Origin of the sequence: Nocardia brasiliensis ATCC 700358, from assembly GCF_000250675.2 — a bacterium.
GTDB lineage: Bacteria > Actinomycetota > Actinomycetes > Mycobacteriales > Mycobacteriaceae > Nocardia > Nocardia brasiliensis_B.
Map to the genome: position 1 here is coordinate 6,933,874 of NC_018681.1, position 19,758 is coordinate 6,953,631.

Consider the following 19,758-nt stretch of genomic DNA (forward strand, 5'->3'; position numbering starts at 1 on the left):
CACGGTGTGCTCATGAGTGCTCGTGCCTGTTCTCGAGGTACTGCTCCAGGGCTGAGATATCCAGATTTCCGGACACTCTTAGTGCTCTGCCGAATGCTCGGCGCCGTTCTGCCGCGTTCAGACAAGCCGAGACGGGGTGCAACCAGGCACCCCGTCCGGGAAGTCTGCGCCGCGGATCGGGAACGATCATGACAGCGGGGGCACCGTTTCCGGTATCCGATTTCCGTGCCACGATCCGTAACAGACCGGCGGCCAACTCGCGCTTCCGGCATCCGATACAGGTCCGAATCGGTTGCGCGTGCTGAACCTCTGTCCACTCTACCGCTGCACCGGTCGGATCACCGAACCGCTCCCCCGCGGAAGTTACCAACATGTCATCCCGATGGCCCGAATCGCGCTGTGTGCTGTTCAACGCACGGTGCGTCGCGCCGGTTCCGGTCAACTGCGGTGCGCCTCCGTCCGCACCGTGCCGCCGCCCATGTCAGGGGCCGCGTCGCTGCGGATATCGATCCGCCAGCCGGTCAGCCGGGCGGCCAGCCGAGCGTTCTGACCCTCCTTGCCGATGGCCAGCGAGAGCTGGAAGTCCGGCACCACGACGCGCGCGGCCCTGGCTTCGGGATCGACGATGGTGACCGACACCACTTTCGACGGCGAGAGCGCATTGCCGACGAAGGTCGCCGGATCCTCGGCGAAATCGATGATGTCGATCTTCTCGCCGGCCAGTTCGCTCATCACGTTGCGCACCCGCTGCCCCATCGGGCCGATGCACGCGCCCTTGGCGTTCACGCCGGACACCGTGCTGCGCACCGCGATCTTGGAGCGGTGCCCGGCCTCGCGGGCCACCGCGACGATCTCGACCGAGCCGTCCGCGATTTCGGGTACCTCGAGCGCGAACAGTCGCCGCACCAGATTCGGGTGCGTGCGCGACAGGGTGATCTGCGGGCCGCGCGGACCACGCGAGACACCGACGACGTAGCACTTGATCCGGTCGCCGTGCTCGTAGGTCTCGCCGGGCACCTGCTCGGCGGGCGGGATCAGACCCTCCGCGCCGTGCAGTTCGCTGCCGATGCGCACGACGATGGTGCCGCGGGCGTTGGCGCGCGCGTCGCGCTGCACCACACCGCCGACGATATCGCCCTCGTGCGTGGAGAACTCGCCGAAGGACTTCTCGTTCTCGGCGTCGCGCAGCCGCTGCAACACCACCTGGCGCGCCGTGGTCGCCGCGATCCGGCCGAAACCCTCAGGGGTGTCGTCCCATTCGGAGATCACGTTGCCGTCGGCGTCCAGCTCGCGCGCCATCACCCGGACCGTTCCGGTCTTCTGGTTGATGTCGATGCGCGCGTTGGGCTGATGGCCCTCGGTGTGCCGGTACGCGGTGAGCAGCGCCGACTCGATCGCGGAGATCACGGTCTCGATCGAGATCCCCTTGTCGGCGACGATCGCGCGCAGGGCTTCGATTTCGATGTTCATTCCACGATCCCTTCGGTCGGCGAATCGGACGCTGTTACTGATCCGGGTAGTGCATTCGTTGTTCCTGAAACATCCGCGGCGTCGACCGCCGGCACATCATCTTCCTGGCCGGGCACCGGGCGCCCGGGCGCCACGCCGCCGGCCAGTTCCATTTCCCGCGGCCCCGGCTTGCCGAACTCGACCTGCACCACCGCTTCCGCGATATCGGCTAGCGGCACGCGCACCCGATGCGGCTTGTGTTTGCCGCCCAGTACCAACGCAACTGTATCGCCGTCGAGCACACCCACCCTGGCCTCGAATTTCCGGGCGCCACCCGAGTCGGGGACGGGTGCGCCCTCGCGTAGCTGCACGAGCACTTTGCGGCCGCGGGCGCGACGCCAGTGCCGGTCCTCGGTGAGCGGGCGATCGATGCCCGGGGTGGTGACCTCGAGCAGGTACGGGGTCTCGCCGAAATCGCCTGCCTCGTCCAGCAACTCCGAGACTTCGGCGCTGAGTACGGCGATCGAGTCGAGATCGGACGGTCCGTCGCTGTCGACGGTCACCTTCACACGAGCCTGCGCATCCGCATGCTTGCCGGCGGTCGAGATCTCGACCCCTTCGAGGTCGAACCCTCGGCGTTCGACGAGTCCAGCTATGAGCTGGCTCAGCCTTTCCTCGGTCGGCATCGGCATCTGGGGCGGCTCCTGGTTCAGTTGTGACGGCGGTAGGGAAATTACTTCAACCGAAGGTCTAGCGTAACGCGCTCAGAGAGTGTAAAGGACCATCGGGCAAGGAGTACGCGCGCCACTCGCGGCCGATCGACGGCTCGGCGGCGGCAGCGAAGCGTACCCAGGCGAGGGCCGCCGCGTCGAACTCCGAGGACCGGCGGTGCCTGGTCCGAGGCACCCCGGCGAATCTGGCACGATGGTGCCGTGCCCATCCGCCCTCCCGTGCAGCCGAACGCCGCACGCTCTTCCGGCTCCCCGTCCGACCGGCACGATTCCCGGTTCCCGCTGGACCGCCGCACCGTGTTACGGCTCACCGGTGGCGGCGCGGTCGGCGTGCTCGCGCTCGGCGCGGCCGTCGGCTGCACCACCGAGGACACCGTGCACGAGCCGGATCCGCTTGCCGCCCAAGAGGTTCTGGCACGCGCCGACGCTGCGGCGGCCACCGCCGCGATCGCGCTGGCGCCGGCGAAGCACAGCGCGCTCACCGCGATCGCGACCGAAAGGACCGCGCACGCAGACGCTTTGCGCACCGAGATCGAGCGGGTGATCGGCGTCTACGGCGACGGCACCAAGCCGGTGCACCGCACCAGGACGAACGCACCGGGGCAGGCGTCGGGTCCGTCCGCGGTGGCCTCCGGTTCGGCGGTGCCGCCCGTCGCACCGCCCAGCCTCGACACCTTGCGCGCACAGCTCACCGAGTCCCGGCAGGCGGCGGCCGCTCTCGCGAGTACCCAGTCGGGTTACCGGGCCGGGTTGCTCGCCTCGATCAGCGCGGCCTGCGCCGCCCAGGCGGGGGTGCTGCTGGCATGACCGATGCCGAACGTCAGGCGCTGCTGGACGCGCTGCGCGCCGAATACAGCGCGGTGTACGCCTACGGTGTGGTCGCCGCGTATGCCTCGCGCGAGCGCTACCGTCTCGTCGCCGAGCACACCGCGAGCCATCGCGCCCGCCGGGACGCCACGATCGACGCGCTCACCGCGGCGGGCGTCACCGCCCCGCCGCCGGATGCCGCCTACACGATGCCGTTTCCGGCGAACGATCCGATTCCCGCGGCGCATCTGGCCGCGACCGTGGAATCCGACACCGCGGTCGCGTGGCGAGCCGTGGTCGAGCACGGCACGTCCGAAGCGCTGCGCCGGATGGGCATCGACGGGCTCACCGAATGCGCGGTCCGCCTTGCCACTTGGCAGTCCATCCTGGGCACCGACCCGCCGACCACACCGTTCCCCGGCAAGGTCTGAGCCGAAACACCCTGTGCGCCAGCACACCTCCGGAAACCCCGGAGAAGGAGTTTCACCTGTGCCGGGCCGGGTACCCAGCACCCATATTGGGTGTGCGGTTCGTCCGGCAGCAGGGCCAGGGTGAACTCGCACGAAAAGGCCGACCTCACAGGGCTTGCGGGGTCGGCCTTTTCGATGCTCGCAGCTACGGACGCATCTCGTACGCGCCGTCGTAGGCCGCCACCTCGGCCCAGATCCGGTCGAAGCGCGGGCGATCCGCCACCGGCGGGCGCAGCGCCGACGCGGCCCAGGCCTGCTGGTCGGGGCTGGCCGACGGCTTGCCGTAGAGCGTGGTCGCATAGGTGTTGAAATCGCGGACCTGGAAATCGAAGATCTGGTCGAGCAGATCGCGATCCAGTCCGGTGATCGCCGCCTGCTCGAGGATCAGCTGACCGTAGACCACCAGGGCGAACAGGTGGCCGATGGTCAGCATGAAGTCGAGGTCCTGCTGCTGGCCGGCATCGGGCGCCGCGGTGCTCAGCAGCGTGCGCAGCGCCTGCGCCTGCTCGTAGAAGCGGCCGACATTCGGGATGTCGGCGTGCTTCTCGTACACGGGGGTCCAGTCGGCGAACTGCACCTTGCCCGCGCCGCGGGCGGGGCCCTGCCGCCAGAAGAACTCGTCGTCGGCCGCGTCGAGGCGGGTGCCGATCTCCGGGTACTCCTTGGGGTTGAACAGATAGTTCGGCATGAACTTCAGGATCTGCCCGACATTGACGTGCACCGTGCCCTCGAGCCGGGGCAGCGTGTTGATCAGCCGCTGCACCTCGGCGAAGTAGGTGTTCTTCTCGAATCCCTTGGCCGCCAGCACATCCAGCAGCAAGGTCATCACCGTCTCGCCCTCCGAGGTCACCTTCGACTTCGTCATCGGGTTGAACAGCAGATAGCGCCGGTCGTCGAGGCTCGCGCTGCGGAAGTAGTCCACGGCACGATCGCTGAACAGCTTCATCGCGACGATGCGCGCGTAGGCGTCGACGAAATTGGTCCGCACGTGCGGAAAGTCGGTGACCGGGTTGCCGTACAGGATGCGGTTGTTCGCGTGGGTGATCGCCTCGTAGAAGGAGTGCTCGACCATGCCGATGCCGCCGTGGCACAGGTTGAACTTACCGACGTTGACGGTGTTCAGCGCGGCCGAGAAGGCTTCGGGTCCGGTGTGCAGGATGTCCTCGGCCCGCACCGGGTAGTTCTCCAGGCGGAACGTGCTGACATACATCTGCTGGTGCACGACATTGCCCAGCAGGTGGTAGTTCTCGTGCCTGCTGTCCGCGGCGAACCAGACGTAGCCGTCGGCGCCCTCGACATCGGACCGGCGGGAGAACACCGAAACCATGCTCGCCACATTGCCGTTGCCGATGTAGTACTTCTCGCCGTTGGCGCGGAACAGGATTCCGGCCTCGGCATCGGCACTGCCCGGCTCGCTGGGAGTGAGCACCAGGTCGGTGTTGTAGATGTCGGCGCCGTGCTCGCGCTCGGACAAACCGAACGCCATCACCTGGCCGGCGGCCAGGTCGGCGGCCGCGCGCTGCTTGGCGTCTTTGTTCTCGCTCTGCCAGATCGGCCCGAGCCCGAGGATGGTCACCTGCTCGGCGTACCAGTAGGCCAGCCCGTAGAAGCCGAAGATCTCCGACAGTGCCGCGTTGCGCGCCGCGTCCCAGCGCCGGTTCTCGTCGCCGTCGGCGAACTCGGCGGGGGTCAGGAAGGTGGCGAACAGCTTCTCCTTCGCGACGAACTCGAGGAAGTCGGCCGTCCAGACCGCGTCCGCGTCGTCGGCCAGCAGCTGCTGCTTGCCCCGCGACTCGAACCACTCGATGGTGGCACGCAGCAGCCGCCGGGTCTCGGCGTCGAAATGCTGCGGGTCGTAGGTGGCAGGGTTGAACAACAACGGATCGGTGCTCGTCATGCCGTTAACTTACCAGCGGGTAACAGCAGCCCATAGCCCCTCCACCCCACTTCACACCGCAAATCCCGCCTACGGTTCCGTAGGTCGCGCGTTCATGATCAGGAGGAACTGACGGCGGCATCGTGCGAGAGCGCGGCGCCCCCAGTTCCCCCTGATCTTGAAACCCTCCCGCCTACGCGAACGGCCCCGGGGGAATCCACCGGGGCCGTCGCTCGTGTGCCGGACTAGCCGCGTATCCGGGTGACGACGGCGTCGACGGCCGAATCCGCGGGGAGTTCGGCAGCTTCGCCGGTGAAGCGGTCGCGCAGCTCCACCTTGCCCTCGGCCCAGCCCCGGCCGATGACGAGAACCAAAGGCATGCCGAGCAATTCGGCGTCCTTGAACTTGACGCCGGGTGAGGCGGTGCGGTCGTCGAAGAGCACGTCCAAACCCTTGGCGTGCAGGCCGGCGACGACCTGCTCGGCGCCCGCGCGGGCCGCCTCGTCCTTGTTCGCGATGACGACGTGCACGTCGTACGGCGCGACCTCGGCCGGCCAGCGCAGCCCCTTGTCGTCGTGCTGCTGTTCGGCGATCACCGCGACCATGCGGGAGACGCCGACACCGTAGGAGCCCATGGTGAGCCGGACCGGCTTGCCGTTCTCGCCGAGCACATCCACCTCGAAGGCGTTGGTGTACTTCTGGCCGAGCTGGAAGATGTGCCCGATCTCGATACCGCGCGAGGCCACCAGCGCGCCCCGGCCGTCCGGCGAGGGATCGCCGTCGCGCACCTCGGCGGCCTCGATGGTGCCGTCCGGGGTGAAGTCCCGGCCCGCCACCAGGCCGACCACATGCTTACCGGGCGCGTCCGCGCCGGTGATCCATGCCGTGCCGGTGCCGACCCGCGGGTCGACGAGGTAGCGAACACCGTTGGCCTGCAACGCCTTCGGGCCGATGTAGCCCTTCACCAGGAACGGGTTCGCCGCGAAATCCGCCTCCGTGAGCAACTCCACCTCGGCCGGTTCGACCGACGCGCCGAGCCGCTTGTCGTCGACCTCACGGTCGCCCGGCACGCCGATGCCGACGATCTCGGACTTGCCGTCGGGATGCCGCAGCTTCACCATCACGTTCTTGAGCGTGTCCGCCGCGGTGACCGGACGGCCGAACTGCTCGGCGATGCCCGCGCTGTTCGCCCAGTCGACGAGCGTCGCGATGGTCGGCGCGTCCGGGGTGTCGTGCACGACCGCCTCGGCCAGGCCCTCGATCGGCAGCGGCGCGGGCGCGGGCGTGACCACGGCCTCCACGTTCGCCGCGTAACTCGACTCGACACAGCGCACGTAGGTGTCCTCGCCGACCGGGCTGTCGGCCAGGAACTCCTCGGACGCGCTGCCGCCCATCGCACCGGAGGTGGCCGCGACGATGACGTACTTCACCTGCAGCCGGTCGAAGATCCGCTGGTAGGCCTCGCGGTGTGCCGCGTAGCTGGCCTTCAGGCCGTCCTCGTCGAGATCGAACGAGTACGAGTCCTTCATGACGAATTCGCGGCCGCGCAGGATGCCCGCGCGCGGACGCTCCTCGTCGCGGTACTTGGTCTGGATCTGGTACAGGGTGACCGGCAGGTCCTTGTACGAGTTGTATTCGCCCTTCACGGTGAGCGCGAACAGTTCCTCGTGCGTCGGGCCGAGCAGGTAGTCCGCGCCCTTGCGGTCCTTCAGCCGGAACAGGCCGTCGCCGTATTCGGTCCACCGGTTGGTGGTCTCGTACGGGTCGCGCGGCAGCAGCGCGGGCAGCGAGATCTCCTGTGCGCCGATCGCGTCCATCTCCTCGCGCACCACATCCTCGACCTTGCGCAGCACTCGCAGGCCCAGCGGCAGCCACGAGTAGACGCCCGGCGCGATGCGTCGCACGTATCCGGCGCGCACGAGAAGTTTGTGGCTGGGCACCTCCGCGTCGGCGGGATCGTCGCGCAGGGTACGCAGGAAAAGGCGGGAGAGGCGGGTGATCACGGATGCACAGGGTAGTCGCTGCTCGCGCGATGCTCGCAACGCATTACCGTATTCGTTCGTGCTGGTGCTGCTGCCTCCCTCCGAAACCAAGTCCGACGGCGGTACCGACGTGCCGCTGGCACTGGACGCGTTGTCGATGCCGCAGCTCACCGCGGTACGCGACCAGTTGATCGATGAGCTGACCAAGCTCGCCACCGACCCGGACGCGAGCCGCACGGTGCTCGGTCTCGGCAAAGGCGCCGACGCCGAGATCGCCCGCAACGCGTCCCTGCGCAGCTCCCCCACCCGCCCCGCGCTGGAGCGCTACACCGGCGTGCTCTACGACGCGCTCGACGCGCGCTCGTTCAGCAAGGCGCAGCGCGCCAAGGCCTACGCGCGCCTCGGCATCGGGTCCGCGCTGTTCGGCGCGGTCCGCGCGAGCGACCCGATTCCCGCCTACCGGCTCTCCGGCGGTTCGAAACTGCCCGGCTTGCCCACACTTTCGGCCGTCTGGCGCGATTCGCTGTCCGACGCGCTGCTCGCCGAAGCGGCCGGCGATCTGGTGGTCGACCTGCGATCGGGCACCTATCAGCAACTCGGCCGGGTGCCCGGCGCGGTCACCGCCAACGTGCTCACCGAACACCCCGACGGCTCCCGCACCGTGGTCAGCCACTTCAACAAACATCACAAAGGCCTACTGGCCCGCGCGCTCGTGCTCACCCGCGCCGAACCCACCGACGTGCGCGGCCTGGCGAAGGTGGCGGGCAAAGCCGGCCTGAAAACCGAAATCGCCTCGCCGACCGAGTTATTGATTCTCACCTGAGCCGGTAAGCGCGGCCAGCTCGCACACGCCGCCACCTGAGTCACCAGCAGCAATCAACAACGCCAGCTCCCCGGACAAGTCAACGCGCCGCCACCGAGTCATCGGCAGCAATCAGCAACGCCTGTTCGCCGGCTGAGTCAGCGCGTCGCCACTCGAGTCACCAGCAGCGGTCAACGTCGCCAGCTCCCGAGACAGGTTCGTCCGCGCCGCCGCCTCGTAACGCGTTCGCGCAGTATGGGTTCGGAACAGGTACGGCTGCTGGGCGAGCCCTTGCAACACCGCGGCACGACCGGCGCGGAACAGCTCGTCCGGCACATGGCCGTACTCCGCCCGCACCGCGGCTGTATACGCGGCATACCCCGCCTCGTCGGCCGCGAGCACCGCCAGGTCCGCGTCACAGAGCACCGCCCCGTTCCGATCCCCATCCACCACACGATGCGTCGCCGTGAGCCGCACCAGCCGCCCCACCTCGGCAATCAATTCCGTTGCCACCCCCAGTTCTCCGAGCGACTCCTCAGCCAACCGAGCACTCAGCTCCTCATTGTCGTCACGCTCCACCGCATAAACAGCGTCATGAAAGAACGCCGAATACCGCACCGCATCGATATCCTCCGCCTCCCCCGCCAGATCATCGATCACCCCCAGCATCGCCTGCAGATGCTCCACCGTGTGATACCGCCGATGCGGTTCCCGATAACACCGAATCACGAACTCCCCCATAGTGATCGCACCAGCCCCCGCCAACCCGGCCCACCGCTCGAGCAGCTCCGCATCAAGAGATATCCCCATCGACACAGTCTGGCGACCCCACCACCCCACCACAATCCCGCCACCCTGTGGCATCGGGCACCCCAAGGTGTGTACCAAGCGACAGATAGGTGACCCGGGCCAGTTCACGCACCCCTTCCATTTTCCCGCACCCGCTGTGGACGGCCATAGCCCGTGCGCGAACACGAAAGGGGTGCGCGACGCCAGGAAGGGCGCGGGGAGTGGGAGGCGGGGAGGACCAAGCGACAGATAGGTGGGGCCTCACAGAGCGCCCATACGCTTCACAGGGGCTGGAGGGCCGGTGAACCGTATAGATGGTCTGTGAAAACCGCCGAGGCACAACGCTATCCGCACACCAACCGGTGGTTCCTGGTCGAGGTGATCACGAGAACGGCACCACAGCCAGACGACCACGCCGGAACGAGACCCCTGGCACCTACGTGCGCCTACAGCCGGGAACGGCACTCACCGCGCTCAGCACTATCCATGTAACTCCCGCGGCAGGTCGACGACACCAGGGTTGTCCCGCTTCGGCAGCCAGCCGACAAGCCCAAACGCGACAGCACAAACCCAACGACGAGGCACACCATCACTTCGGCGGCCCAGCCACGCTCCAGCACAACCCAACGGCGAACCCCTGCCGTCGGCGGCCGCACGTGCAGACGCCGTCGGCGACCGGAGGCGCGCCCGACGCAGAGCGCGCTGAGCCCCGCGATCGGGGCCTTGGCCGGCCAGCAGCCGGTCCACCACTTCGAAAGTAAGGACCGAAGACCAACCCCGGCTTCCTCGACGCCGACAGAAAATAGGATGCGGACTTCAGACTCCGCCCGTAACGTCGTGCGGGTGCTCGGGGATCCGGAACGGGAGGATTCGGATTCTCGGGCCGAATGTTGTTGCGCCACGTGTGGATACGTGACGGGGAGGTAGAGATGACGAAGCTGAATCAGATCATTGCGGTCGAGAAGGGCGTGAAGAGCGCTGCGGTGCGGGAGCTGGCGCAACGCCACGGCGCGTTGCAGAAGGCGGCTTTGCTCGCCGGTATCGCGCGCACCTACCAGCCGAAAGACGAAGAGGGCGAGCAGCTTCCGCCGGAGTCCACCCGCGTGCAGGTGAAGTCCGAGGAGGTGCTGCGGCAGACCGCGGCGACCCTGACCCGCCTGTTCGACGCCACCGCGACGAAGGACTGGACGAACACCGAGGCGAAGGCCGACGTATCCGTCGACGGCGAGGTACTGCTGCGCGACGTGCCGGTCTCCTACCTGCTGTTCCTGGAGAAGCAGCTGGCCGAGCTGCACGCCTTCGTGCAGCGGCTGCCGGTGCTCGACGCGGCCGAGGCGTGGTCGTTCGACGACTCCACCGACACCTGGCGGACCGACGCCGTGCGCACCATCCGGACCAAGAAGGTGCCGCGCAACCACGTGAAGGCCGAGGCCACCGAGAAGCACCCGGCCCAGGTGGAGGTGTACTACGAGGACATCGCCATCGGCTACTGGAACACGGTGCGTTTCTCCGGCGCCCTGCCCGCCCGCCGGGTGAACGAGCTGGCCGAGCGCGTCGACAAGCTCGCTCGCGCAGTGAAGTTCGCGCGCGAGGAGGCCAACGGGACCGAGGTCACCGACCGCAAGACCGGTGACGTGATCTTCGGCTACCTGTTCCGCTGAAACCGCCCGGGGTCGATCGGCCCCGGGCCCACAGACTCCCCCGCCGCGTGCGGGGGAAGCGCAAGGAGCGCACACTCAAACTGAAGTTGAACCTGAAATCCACGGCGTCAGTGGGGGTTCGAGTCCCCCTCCGGGCATCCATGTCCGGGTAGCCCAACAGGCAGAGGCAACCGTGCCAATCTCAGACTCTCGCTCCAGCACGAGTATTCGCCGCCGAACACCGACGGTACGAGGAAGGGACACGCACGCGACGAGATGCCGGTTCGACTCCGGCCTTCCCCGCCATGGGGAAGTGGTCCAAAGGCACGACACGCCGTGAATCTCAGCCTCATCTCTTCCCCCACCGGGGTGGGCGAATTGGGCGGCAGAACCGGAACCCGGGAGCAGGCTAAGCTCCCGGGTTCTCCCATGTCAGCGCTGTGCGGCGGCGAGCAGTTCGCGAATCCTGGTGCCGTCCGCGGGGGTTGCGGCGTTCTCCCAGAACGGAAGTGCCGCCGCGTAGGCGTCGGCGTAGACCGGCGTGCTCACCTGGAAGCGCCAGCTCTCGCTCAGCGGGCCGGCATCGACGGTGTCGTAGCCGAGCGCGTCGATCAGTTGTGCCGCAGCGACTTTCGCGCCGGTGTCGTTGCCCGCGATCGGCAGCGCCGACCGGTCGACGGCGCCCGCAGGACGGGCCAGTTCGCCGAGGTGCACGAAGTAGATGTTGTTGAACGCCTTGACCACCTTCGAGGTCGGCAGATGTTTTTGCAGCAGTTCACTGCTCGTCACGGTACCGTCCGCGAGTTCGGCGAAGGTGCCGTCCCGATCCGGGTAGTAGTTGTTGGTGTCGATGACGACCTTGCCCGCCAGGGGCGCGACCGGCACCTGCTGGTAATTGCGTAGCGGCACGGTCACCACCACGATGTCCCCCGCCGCGGCCGCCTCGTCGGCGGTCGCCGCCCGCGCCCGTGGGCCGAGCTCCGCGACCAGATCGGACAGGGTTTCGGGACCACGGGAGTTGCTGAGCACCACGTCGAGTCCCGCGGCGATGGCGAGTCGCGCCACCGTACCGCCGATGTTCCCGCTGCCGATCAATCCAAGGGTTGTCATACGCCGCACAACCGCCACCGGACCTGCGATGTTCCCGGGATGCGGCGCTGACCGGGGCAGATGTGAGCTACACCATGCGCGACACCGATCGCGACATATCGGACGGCCGCGGATTCAGCGCGCGTTCGCCGTGAGATCGCGGATCAGCAGCGCCGCGTGCAACGAGGTGCGCGACTCCCCGTCCTCGAGATCGACGGCGAGAATGCGTTCGATTCGCGCCAGCCGCTCGTACAGGGTCGGCCTGCTGATGTTGAGCCGCCGCGCGAGTTCGGTCTTGTTGCCCGCCAGGTCGAGGAACTGGCGCAGCGTGCCGGTCAGGTCGGCGCCTTGCCGAATGTCGTAGCGCAGCAACGCACTCAGTTCCGTTTCCGCGAATCGTTGCACGCCGGGCTCGTTGCGGATCAGCGAGAGCAGCCCGCGCAGCCGCACATCACCACTGCGATAGAACGGCCGCGGCGCCGAACTCCGTAGCGACAGCGCCACTTCCGCGATGTGCGCCGCGTGCGGCAGCTCGTGCGCGGTGTCGAGCAGCGAATTTGCTTCGGCGCCGACGCCGATCACGACCCGTTCGACGCCGTCGACCCGGCGAACCTCGCCGGCGATCGCGACGCAAGCCGCGGTCAGGCTCTCGTCGAGCGCACCGGTGCGCGGCAGCGCCAGGATCATGCCGACCCGGTCGCCCTGATCGGCGGCGGCGAGTGCGGTGAATTTCGCCAAGCCGAGTCCGTGCGTGATCGCGTCCAGGATGCCCGCGGCACGGCGTTGCCGGGCGACCGGATCGGCCTCGGCGACGGCCGCGACATCGACGGCCAACGGCACGTAGGCGGCGCGCCGGGCGAGGCCGAGCGCGGCGGCCCGGGCCACCGCGTCGCGTTCGTCCACCACCCGGCCGTTGACCATGTCGTCGATGAGCCCGGTCTGCGCCTGGCGATGCAGGCCGAAGCGGTCCTTCTCGATCATCCGATGCAGCGTGAGCGTCTGTGCCGCGCGTTCGAGCACCATCGTGGCGCGGGCGGTCGGCACCTCGCTCGAGCGCAGGATCAACCGCCCCCAGCGCTGGGTGTGCGGGCCCACGGCCACCGCGTCCCAGCCATCGGGCAGCAGCCGCGAGATGTTCTCCCAGTCGTCGAGCAGCGCCGACGTGCTCGCGTGCTTGGCGGTGAACGCCAGCACCCGGTGCGCCAGATCTTCCAGCACCACCGACGAATCGAGCATGCCCGCAGCGGTTTTCACGATCTCGGCGAGCGAGGCCCGGCGCACGCTGAGGTCGGTGAAGGTCTCGTGCACGGTGCGCGCGAACTCCACTTCCGCGTATTGGTCGGCCACGATCACCCGGTGCACCGCCTCGGTGATCTCCACGAATCGGGTCACCCGGTGCAGCGCGATCACGGGCAGCCCGAGCGCGTCGGCGGTCTGCGCGACGATCGGCGGCAGCCGCGGCACGTACGCGCCCAACTCGACGACCAGCCCGGACACCCCGGCCGCGGCGAGTGCGGTCAGGTAAGCGGCGGTCGCACTGTCGCCGTGGCTCATCGGCTGGCCGGTGGTCAGGATCAGTTCCCCGCCCGCGAGCAGCTGCGCCACCTCCGCGACCTCGCTGACGTGCACCCAGCGCACCGGCCGGTCCAGCGATCCGCCGGCGACGACCTCGGGCGCACCGGCCCGCACCACCGGCATCGCCAGCACATCGGACACGGAGGGCAGCACCGACGAATCGTAATATGAATCGCTGAATCGCGTACAGATCGTCGGGCGATATCGCAGGGTTGATGCCGGAGAGTAGTAGCAAGGAGGCGTCCACCCGCCGCCGCACCGCGACGCTCACGGATCGAAACGAGGAGATATGCAGACAATCGCGCACTGGCTCGACGGCAAGGCTTTCGCTGGGACCAGCGAGGCGACGGCGGCGGTGACCAATCCGGCGACGGGCGTGGTGACCGGTCAGGTCGCGCTGGCGAACGTGGCCGACACCCGCGCGGCGATCGATGCGGCCGCGGACGCGTTCCCGGCCTGGCGTGACACCTCGCTGGCGCGGCGCACCCAGATCCTGTTCCGATTCCGTGAGCTGCTCAACGACCGCAAAGCCGAACTGGCGCAACTGATCACGGCCGAGCACGGCAAGGTGATCGCCGACGCCATGGGCGAGGTGAGCCGCGGCCTGGAGGTCGTCGAATTCGCCTGCGGCGTACCGCATCTGCTCAAGGGCGGCTACACCGAGAACGCGTCGACCAAGGTGGACATCTTCTCCATCCGCCAGCCGCTCGGCCCGGTCGCGGTGATTTCGCCGTTCAACTTCCCGGCGATGGTGCCGATGTGGTTCTTCCCGCTGGCCATCGCCGCGGGCAACACCGTGGTGCTCAAGCCGAGCGAGAAGGACCCCTCGGCCTCGCTGTGGCTTGCCGAGTTGTGGGCCGAAGCCGGTTTGCCCGCAGGCGTTTTCAATGTCGTGCAGGGCGACAAGGTCGCGGTGGACGAACTGCTCGACAACCCGAAGATCAAGGCCGTCTCGTTCGTCGGCTCGACCCCGATCGCGCAGTACGTCTATCAGCGCGGCACCGCGGCGGGCAAGCGGGTGCAAGCGTTGGGCGGGGCGAAGAACCACATGGTGGTGCTGCCGGACGCCGACCTCGACCTGGCCGCCGACGCCGCGGTGAACGCCGGATTCGGTTCCGCCGGTGAGCGTTGCATGGCGATCAGTGTGGTGGTCGCGGTGGGCGGCACCGCCGACGAGCTGGTCGCGAAGATCACCGAGCGCGCCACCACCATCAAGACCGGCGACGGCACCCGCGAGACCGATATGGGCCCGCTGGTCACCGAGGCGCATCGCGATCGCGTCGCGGACTACATCGCGGCGGGCGAATCCGCCGGTGCCCGTGTGGTGCTCGACGGACGCGGCATCGCGGCCGATGGCGAAGCGGACGGATTCTGGCTCGGCCCCACGATTCTCGACCACGTCGGCACCGCGATGAGTGTCTACACCGACGAGATCTTCGGCCCGGTCCTCTCGGTGGTGCGGGTGGACAGCTACGACGACGCGCTCGCCCTGATCAACGCCAACCCGTACGGCAACGGCACGGCCATCTTCACCAACGACGGCGGCGCGGCCCGGCGTTTCCACAACGAGGTCGAGGTGGGCATGGTCGGCATCAACGTGCCGATCCCGGTGCCCATGTCCTATTACAGCTTCGGCGGCTGGAAGAACTCGCTGTTCGGTGACTCGCACGCGCACGGCGCCGACGGCGTGCACTTCTTCACCCGGGCCAAGGCGGTCACCACCCGTTGGCTCGATCCGAGTCACGGCGGGATCAACCTCGGCTTCCCCGAGAACAAGTAGCCCCGTCCACCACTGAGCACAGGTAGCCGACAGCACAAGTGACGCAGGAGAACTCGACGATGACCCTCCCGAACGGATTGACCCCGGAGGCCGCCCGCGAGGCGGCAGCGCGCGCGTACGAGCTCGATCGTCGCCACGTCTTCCACTCCTGGTCCGCCCAGGCGCAGCTGGATCCGATGACCATCAGCGCCACCCAGGGCTGTTATGTGTGGGACGGCGAGGGCACCAGGCTGCTCGATTTCTCCTCTCAGCTGGTGAATACCAACATCGGGCATCAACATCCGAAAGTCGTTGCGGCGGTGCAACAGCAGGCGGCCAAGCTGTGCACCGTCGCACCGCAGCACGTCAACGACGCGCGCTCGGAGGCGGCCCGCCTGATCGCCGAGCGCACGCCGGGCGAGCTGAACAAGATCTTCTTCACCAACGGCGGGGCCGAGGCCGTCGAGCACGCGGTGCGGATGGCCCGGCTGCACACCGGCCGCTACAAGGTGCTCGCCCGGTACCGCTCGTATCACGGCGGGACGGAGACCGCGATCAACCTGACCGGTGATCCGCGGCGCTGGCCCAACGATCACGGCAACAGCGGTGTCGTGCACTTCTTCGGGCCATTCCTGTATCGCACGCAATTCCATTCGAGCGATGAAACCCAGGAGACCGAGCGGGCGCTGGCGCATCTGGAACAGACCATCGCCTTCGAGGGGCCGAACACCATCGCGGCGATCGTGCTCGAATCCATCCCCGGCACAGCGGGAATCATGATCCCGCCACCCGGATACCTGGCGGGCGTGCGCGCACTGTGCGACAAGTACGGCATCGTGTTCATCGCCGACGAGGTGATGTCCGGGTTCGGCCGGACCGGAAAGTGGTTCGCGATAGAGCATTTCGACGGCGTGGTGCCCGATCTGCTGACCTTCGCGAAGGGCGTCAACTCCGGCTACGTGCCGCTGGGCGGTGTCGCGATCAGCCCGGCGATCGCCGCGACCTTCGACGACCGCCCCTATCCGGGCGGCCTGACCTATTCGGGTCATCCCCTCGCGACCGCGGCCGCCGTCGCGACCATCACGGCGATGACCGACGAGGGCATCGTCGAACACGCCGCCGACATCGGTGCGCGCGTGCTCGGCCCCGGTCTGCGCGAGCTCGCCGAGCGGCATCCCAGCATCGGGGACGTCCGCGGTGCCGGGGTCTTCTGGGCACTCGAACTCGTCCGCGACCGGACGACGCGGGAGCCGCTCGCCCCGTACGGCGGAACGAGCGCGGCGATGACCGAGGTGGTCGCCGCCTGCCGCGCGGCCGGGCTGCTGATGTTCGTGAACTTCAATCGCCTGCATGTGGTCCCGCCGTGCATCGTCAGCGAGGCCGAAGCGAAGGAGGGTCTGGCCATCCTCGACCACACCCTGACCGTCGCCGACCGCCACGCCGTCGGCTGACCCGGACGGGTACTCGCGCCGCACAGCACGTAGTAGCTGTGCGGCGCATCCGTGCTCGGCGGAATGCCGCGGGGGCGCGGCGTGTTTCAGAAAAGCATGACCGATACCGGTGTGCTTTCCGCGGAATTGAAGAAGTATCTGGACGAGTCGAAGGTGTTCGCCACCGTGGCGACGAGCGGGCCCAACGGCCAGCCGCACCTCACCGTCATCTGGCTCGAACGCGACGGCGACGACCTGCTCTTCTCCACCACCACCGATCGCCAGCAGGGCAAGAACATCGCTCGCGACCCGCGCGTCACCATCATGATCAACCCGCCGGAGAACCCCTACACCTACGCCGAGATCCGCGGGACCGCCACGCTCACCCCGGACCCGGACAAGACCCTGCCGGACAAGCTGTCCACCAAGTACACCGGGCAGAAGTACCTGGATTTCAACCCGGCCTCGGTCAACGACGGCCCGCGCGTCATCGTGCGGGTGACGCCCCGCAAGGTCGCAGGACGCCTCTGATCCGCGAAGCCCGGCGGGCCTAGGACTGCTGGGCTTCTTCCTGCGCGTGCTGCGCCTGCGCGACCTGCGCCGCCGTGTAGCGGATGGCGAGCGCGATCAGCAGGGTGAGCAGCACGCCGACACCGCATAGGAACAGCGCGAGGGTGTAGCCGCTGCTGAGCGCGTCGAGCTGGGCGGTGTTCATGGCGCTGGGTTTGACGGTGTTGCTGCCGCCCAGCGCCAGGGAGCGTGAGACCACCACGGGGCCGAGGAAGCCCAGGGCCAGGGCCGGGCCGAACGCGAGCAGCATCTGACCGACCGCGCTCAGCGGACCGATCTCGGTCACCTCGACGCCGACGATCAGGCACAGCGGCACGATGACCAGCACGATGCCGACGCCGGTGCCGATCACCAGGAACAGCACGAGCAGGGTGGGCAGGTTCGCGGTGCGGTCCAGGGTCGAGCCGAACAGCAGGGCGACGGCCGCCAGACCGCCGCCTGCGCCGATCAGGATCCGCGGCGCAATCCGCATCACCAGTTTCGAGGTCAACGCGCCGCCGATACCCATGCCGATGGTGAACGGAATGAAGATCAGGCCGGCCTGTAAAGCGCTGTAGCCCAGCACGTTCTGCACGTACTGCGCGCCGAAGACGGAGATGCCGCCCATCACCCCGCTGGCCAGCAGCACCGCGAGGAAGGTCGCGACCCGGTCCTGGCTGCTGAACAGCGACCACGGCAGCAGCGGGTTGTCCACGTTGCGCTCGGCGATGATGAAGGTGATCAGCAGGACGCCGCCGGCCACCAGCGAACCGATGATCACGGGGTGGCCCCAGCCCAGCGCGGGACCTTCCATGCCACCGAACACCAGGGTGGCGACGCCGATCGTGGCCAGCACGGCACCGCGCACGTCGAGCGAGAGGCGATGGTGCTCGGTGTCGCGCAGACAGCGCATCGCGCCCACGAAAACCAGCAGGCCGATCGGCACATTGATCAAGAAGATGCCGCGCCACCAGACATCGGCCAGCGCGCCACCGACCACCAAGCCGCCGACCGAACCGACGCCGACCATCGCGCCGAAGATCGCGATCGCCTGATTGCGCGCCTTACCCGGCGCGAAGGTGGTCGCGACGAGCGCCAAGGCGGTGGGCGAGGCGAAGGCCGCGCCGATCCCCTGCACGGCGCGCATGCCGATCAGCATGCCGCCGTTGATCGCCAAACCGCACAGCAGCGAGGACACGGTGAACAGGGCGACGCCGAGCAGGAACATCTTCTTGCGCCCGAACGCGTCACCGACCCGCCCGCCGAGCAGCATGAGCCCGGCGTAGGTGAGGGCGTAGGACGTGATCACCCAGTTCGCGCTGGACGCGGACATCCCGAAATCCGCCTGCAGCCGCGGGACCACCAGGATCATGACCGTGCCGTCCAGCACGCTCATCAGCTGCATTCCGCTGAGGACGAGAATCGCGAGCCCGAACGCCCGCTCTTTCACTGGATACTGCGTCGGCGCAGCGGGATTCTCGAGCACAGAGAGCCACTGTAGACGACCTGTGCCACCGCGGTGCCCGGCCGATCAGTCGGCGATCGGCACCGAGAAGCCCGCCGTAGGACCGATCACCACGATCGCGGGCGGGCGGATGCCTTCGGCGCGCACCCGCTCGGCGACCGTGCCGAGGTCGGCGCGCAGCACCCGCTGCGTGCGCAGCGTGCCCTCTTGAATGACCGTGGCGGGACTGTCCGCGGGACGTCCGCCTTCGATCAGCGCGTTCGCGAACTGCTCGATCCGCTCCACCGCCATCATCAGCACCAGGGTGCCGCGCAGCCGGGCCAGCGCGGGCCAATCCACCAGCGAATCCGGGTGATCCGGCGCGACATGGCCACTCACCACGACGAACTCGTGGGTCACGCCCCGATGGGTCACCGGGATGCCCGCCGCCGCGGGCACCGAGATGGGGCTGGTGATACCGGGCACCACGGTCACCGGGATCCCCGCCTCGACACAGGCCTCGAGTTCCTCGAACCCGCGACCGAACACGTACGGGTCGCCGCCCTTGAGCCGCACCACGAACTTGCCCGCCTTGGCGCCTTCGATCAGCGCGGCGTTGATCGCGTCCTGCGCCATCGCCCGCCCGTAGGGGATCTTCGCCGCGTCGATCACCTCGACATCGGGTCCGAGTTCGGCCAGCAGTTCCGGCGGCGCGAGCCGGTCGGCGACCACCAGATCAGCGCGGCCGAGCAGCCGCCGGCCGCGCACGGTGATCAGATCGGGGTCGCCGGGGCCGCCGCCGACCAGCGCGACGCCGGGGGTGATCGGCGTCGAATCATCGGTCACCACACCGGATTGCAGCGCCTCCAGCAGCGCGTTGCGCACCGCGGCCGAGCGCCGATGCTGGCCACCGGCCAGCACGCCGAGGGTCATGCCGTCATAGCGTGCGGTCGCGGGCGTGACCGCGGTGCCGAGCCGGGCGTGATCGGCGCGCACGCAGAAGATCCGCCGCCGGGTCGCCTCGGCGACGACCGCCGCGTTGGTCTCCGGTTCATCGGTGCAGGCGATCGCGTACCAGGCGCCGTCCAGGTCGCCGTCGGTGTAGGCGCGCAGCGTCACGGTGAGTTGCCCGGAGGTCGCCATCCCCTCGACCGCCGGAGTGACCTCACGGCTCACCACGTGCACGTCCGCGCCCGAGGCGATCAGCAGCCCGAGCCTGCGCTGCGCGACCGTACCGCCGCCGACCACGACGACGCGGCGGCCGACGAGATCGAGCCCGACCAGATAGTTCGGATCGCCCTCGTGTGGCGCGGCTGGGGATACCGGCTGGTCATCGGTGTGGTCTTGCGTGTTCGGCACAGTTTTC

General features: G+C 68.4%; 17 protein-coding genes. 7 read left to right on the top strand and 10 right to left on the bottom strand.

The genetic code is table 11. The features are described from left to right. Positions 1–10 precede the first annotated feature (10 nt). The 3 genes from O3I_RS44200 to rimP all read right to left on the bottom strand — a co-directional run bounded on the left by O3I_RS44200 (position 11) and on the right by rimP (position 2,141). Complete coding sequence (locus O3I_RS44200; RefSeq protein WP_014986913.1) at positions 11–370, bottom strand: YlxR family protein; 360 nt, start codon at positions 368–370, stop codon at positions 11–13. A gap of 68 nt (positions 371–438) precedes the next feature. Next, positions 439–1,470, bottom strand: a complete 1,032-nt coding sequence (nusA, locus tag O3I_RS30690; RefSeq protein ID WP_014986914.1) for a transcription termination factor NusA — start codon at positions 1,468–1,470, stop codon at positions 439–441. Continuing rightward, positions 1,467–2,141, bottom strand: coding sequence for a ribosome maturation factor RimP (gene rimP / locus O3I_RS30695; protein ID WP_014986915.1), 675 nt, complete (start codon positions 2,139–2,141; stop codon positions 1,467–1,469). The genes nusA and rimP overlap by 4 nt, the downstream gene beginning before the upstream one ends. A 240-nt stretch (positions 2,142–2,381) precedes the next feature. On the opposite strand from rimP, the gene O3I_RS30700 reads away from it, so the two are divergent. Together O3I_RS30700 and O3I_RS30705 are read left to right on the top strand one after the other, a co-directional pair. Then, positions 2,382–2,987, top strand: coding sequence for a hypothetical protein (locus O3I_RS30700; protein WP_237748162.1), 606 nt, complete (start codon positions 2,382–2,384; stop codon positions 2,985–2,987). Next, positions 2,984–3,418, top strand: coding sequence for a ferritin-like domain-containing protein (locus tag O3I_RS30705; RefSeq protein WP_014986917.1), 435 nt, complete (start codon positions 2,984–2,986; stop codon positions 3,416–3,418). The genes O3I_RS30700 and O3I_RS30705 overlap by 4 nt, the downstream gene beginning before the upstream one ends. A gap of 184 nt (positions 3,419–3,602) precedes the next feature. Here O3I_RS30705 and O3I_RS30710 read toward each other — a convergent pair whose 3' ends face one another. Both O3I_RS30710 and O3I_RS30715 read right to left on the bottom strand, forming a co-directional pair. Continuing rightward, the gene (locus tag O3I_RS30710; protein ID WP_014986918.1) at positions 3,603–5,354 is read right to left on the bottom strand and encodes an acyl-CoA dehydrogenase family protein; all 1,752 of its coding nucleotides are present in this window, start codon (positions 5,352–5,354) and stop codon (positions 3,603–3,605) included. Positions 5,355–5,578: 224 nt separating this feature from the next. Next, the gene (locus O3I_RS30715) at positions 5,579–7,336 is read right to left on the bottom strand and encodes a proline--tRNA ligase (protein ID WP_014986919.1); all 1,758 of its coding nucleotides are present in this window, start codon (positions 7,334–7,336) and stop codon (positions 5,579–5,581) included. Between the two features lie 58 nt (positions 7,337–7,394). Between O3I_RS30715 and yaaA the strand changes: the two genes are divergently transcribed. After that, positions 7,395–8,138 (top strand): peroxide stress protein YaaA, encoded by a 744-nt coding sequence (yaaA, locus tag O3I_RS30720; RefSeq protein ID WP_014986920.1) that lies wholly within the window; start codon positions 7,395–7,397, stop codon positions 8,136–8,138. A gap of 111 nt (positions 8,139–8,249) precedes the next feature. Here the strand turns inward: yaaA and O3I_RS30725 are convergent, their stop codons facing one another. Continuing rightward, positions 8,250–8,927, bottom strand: coding sequence for an HD domain-containing protein (locus O3I_RS30725; RefSeq protein ID WP_014986921.1), 678 nt, complete (start codon positions 8,925–8,927; stop codon positions 8,250–8,252). Between the two features lie 908 nt (positions 8,928–9,835). On the opposite strand from O3I_RS30725, the gene O3I_RS30730 reads away from it, so the two are divergent. After that, positions 9,836–10,567 carry a hypothetical protein gene (locus O3I_RS30730; RefSeq protein ID WP_014986922.1) on the top strand — a complete coding sequence of 244 codons (732 nt, stop codon included), beginning with the start codon at positions 9,836–9,838 and terminating at the stop codon, positions 10,565–10,567. A gap of 411 nt (positions 10,568–10,978) precedes the next feature. On the opposite strand, the gene O3I_RS30735 is transcribed toward O3I_RS30730, so the two are convergent. Beyond that, positions 10,979–11,656, bottom strand: coding sequence for an NADPH-dependent F420 reductase (locus O3I_RS30735; RefSeq protein WP_014986923.1), 678 nt, complete (start codon positions 11,654–11,656; stop codon positions 10,979–10,981). Positions 11,657–11,770: 114 nt separating this feature from the next. Then, entirely contained in the window at positions 11,771–13,363 is a 1,593-nt protein-coding gene (locus O3I_RS30740) for a PucR family transcriptional regulator (RefSeq protein ID WP_014986924.1), read from the bottom strand. Positions 13,364–13,499: 136 nt separating this feature from the next. Here O3I_RS30740 and O3I_RS30745 point away from each other — a divergent pair, with 136 nt between their 5' ends. From O3I_RS30745 to O3I_RS30755, 3 genes are all read left to right on the top strand, one after another. Then, complete coding sequence (locus O3I_RS30745; RefSeq protein WP_014986925.1) at positions 13,500–14,990, top strand: CoA-acylating methylmalonate-semialdehyde dehydrogenase; 1,491 nt, start codon at positions 13,500–13,502, stop codon at positions 14,988–14,990. A 59-nt stretch (positions 14,991–15,049) separates the two neighbouring features. Further along, positions 15,050–16,420: an aspartate aminotransferase family protein gene (locus O3I_RS30750; RefSeq protein ID WP_051066793.1), complete on the top strand. Its 1,371-nt coding sequence runs from the start codon at positions 15,050–15,052 to the stop codon at positions 16,418–16,420. A gap of 96 nt (positions 16,421–16,516) precedes the next feature. After that, positions 16,517–16,930 carry a PPOX class F420-dependent oxidoreductase gene (locus O3I_RS30755; protein WP_014986927.1) on the top strand — a complete coding sequence of 138 codons (414 nt, stop codon included), beginning with the start codon at positions 16,517–16,519 and terminating at the stop codon, positions 16,928–16,930. A 19-nt stretch (positions 16,931–16,949) separates the two neighbouring features. On the opposite strand, the gene O3I_RS30760 is transcribed toward O3I_RS30755, so the two are convergent. Together O3I_RS30760 and cobA are read right to left on the bottom strand one after the other, a co-directional pair. Further along, positions 16,950–18,434 carry an MFS transporter gene (locus O3I_RS30760; RefSeq protein WP_014986928.1) on the bottom strand — a complete coding sequence of 495 codons (1,485 nt, stop codon included), beginning with the start codon at positions 18,432–18,434 and terminating at the stop codon, positions 16,950–16,952. 45 nt (positions 18,435–18,479) lie between these two features. Then, positions 18,480–19,676, bottom strand: coding sequence for a uroporphyrinogen-III C-methyltransferase (gene cobA, locus O3I_RS30765; RefSeq protein WP_041564592.1), 1,197 nt, complete (start codon positions 19,674–19,676; stop codon positions 18,480–18,482). Positions 19,677–19,758: the final 82 nt, after the last annotated feature.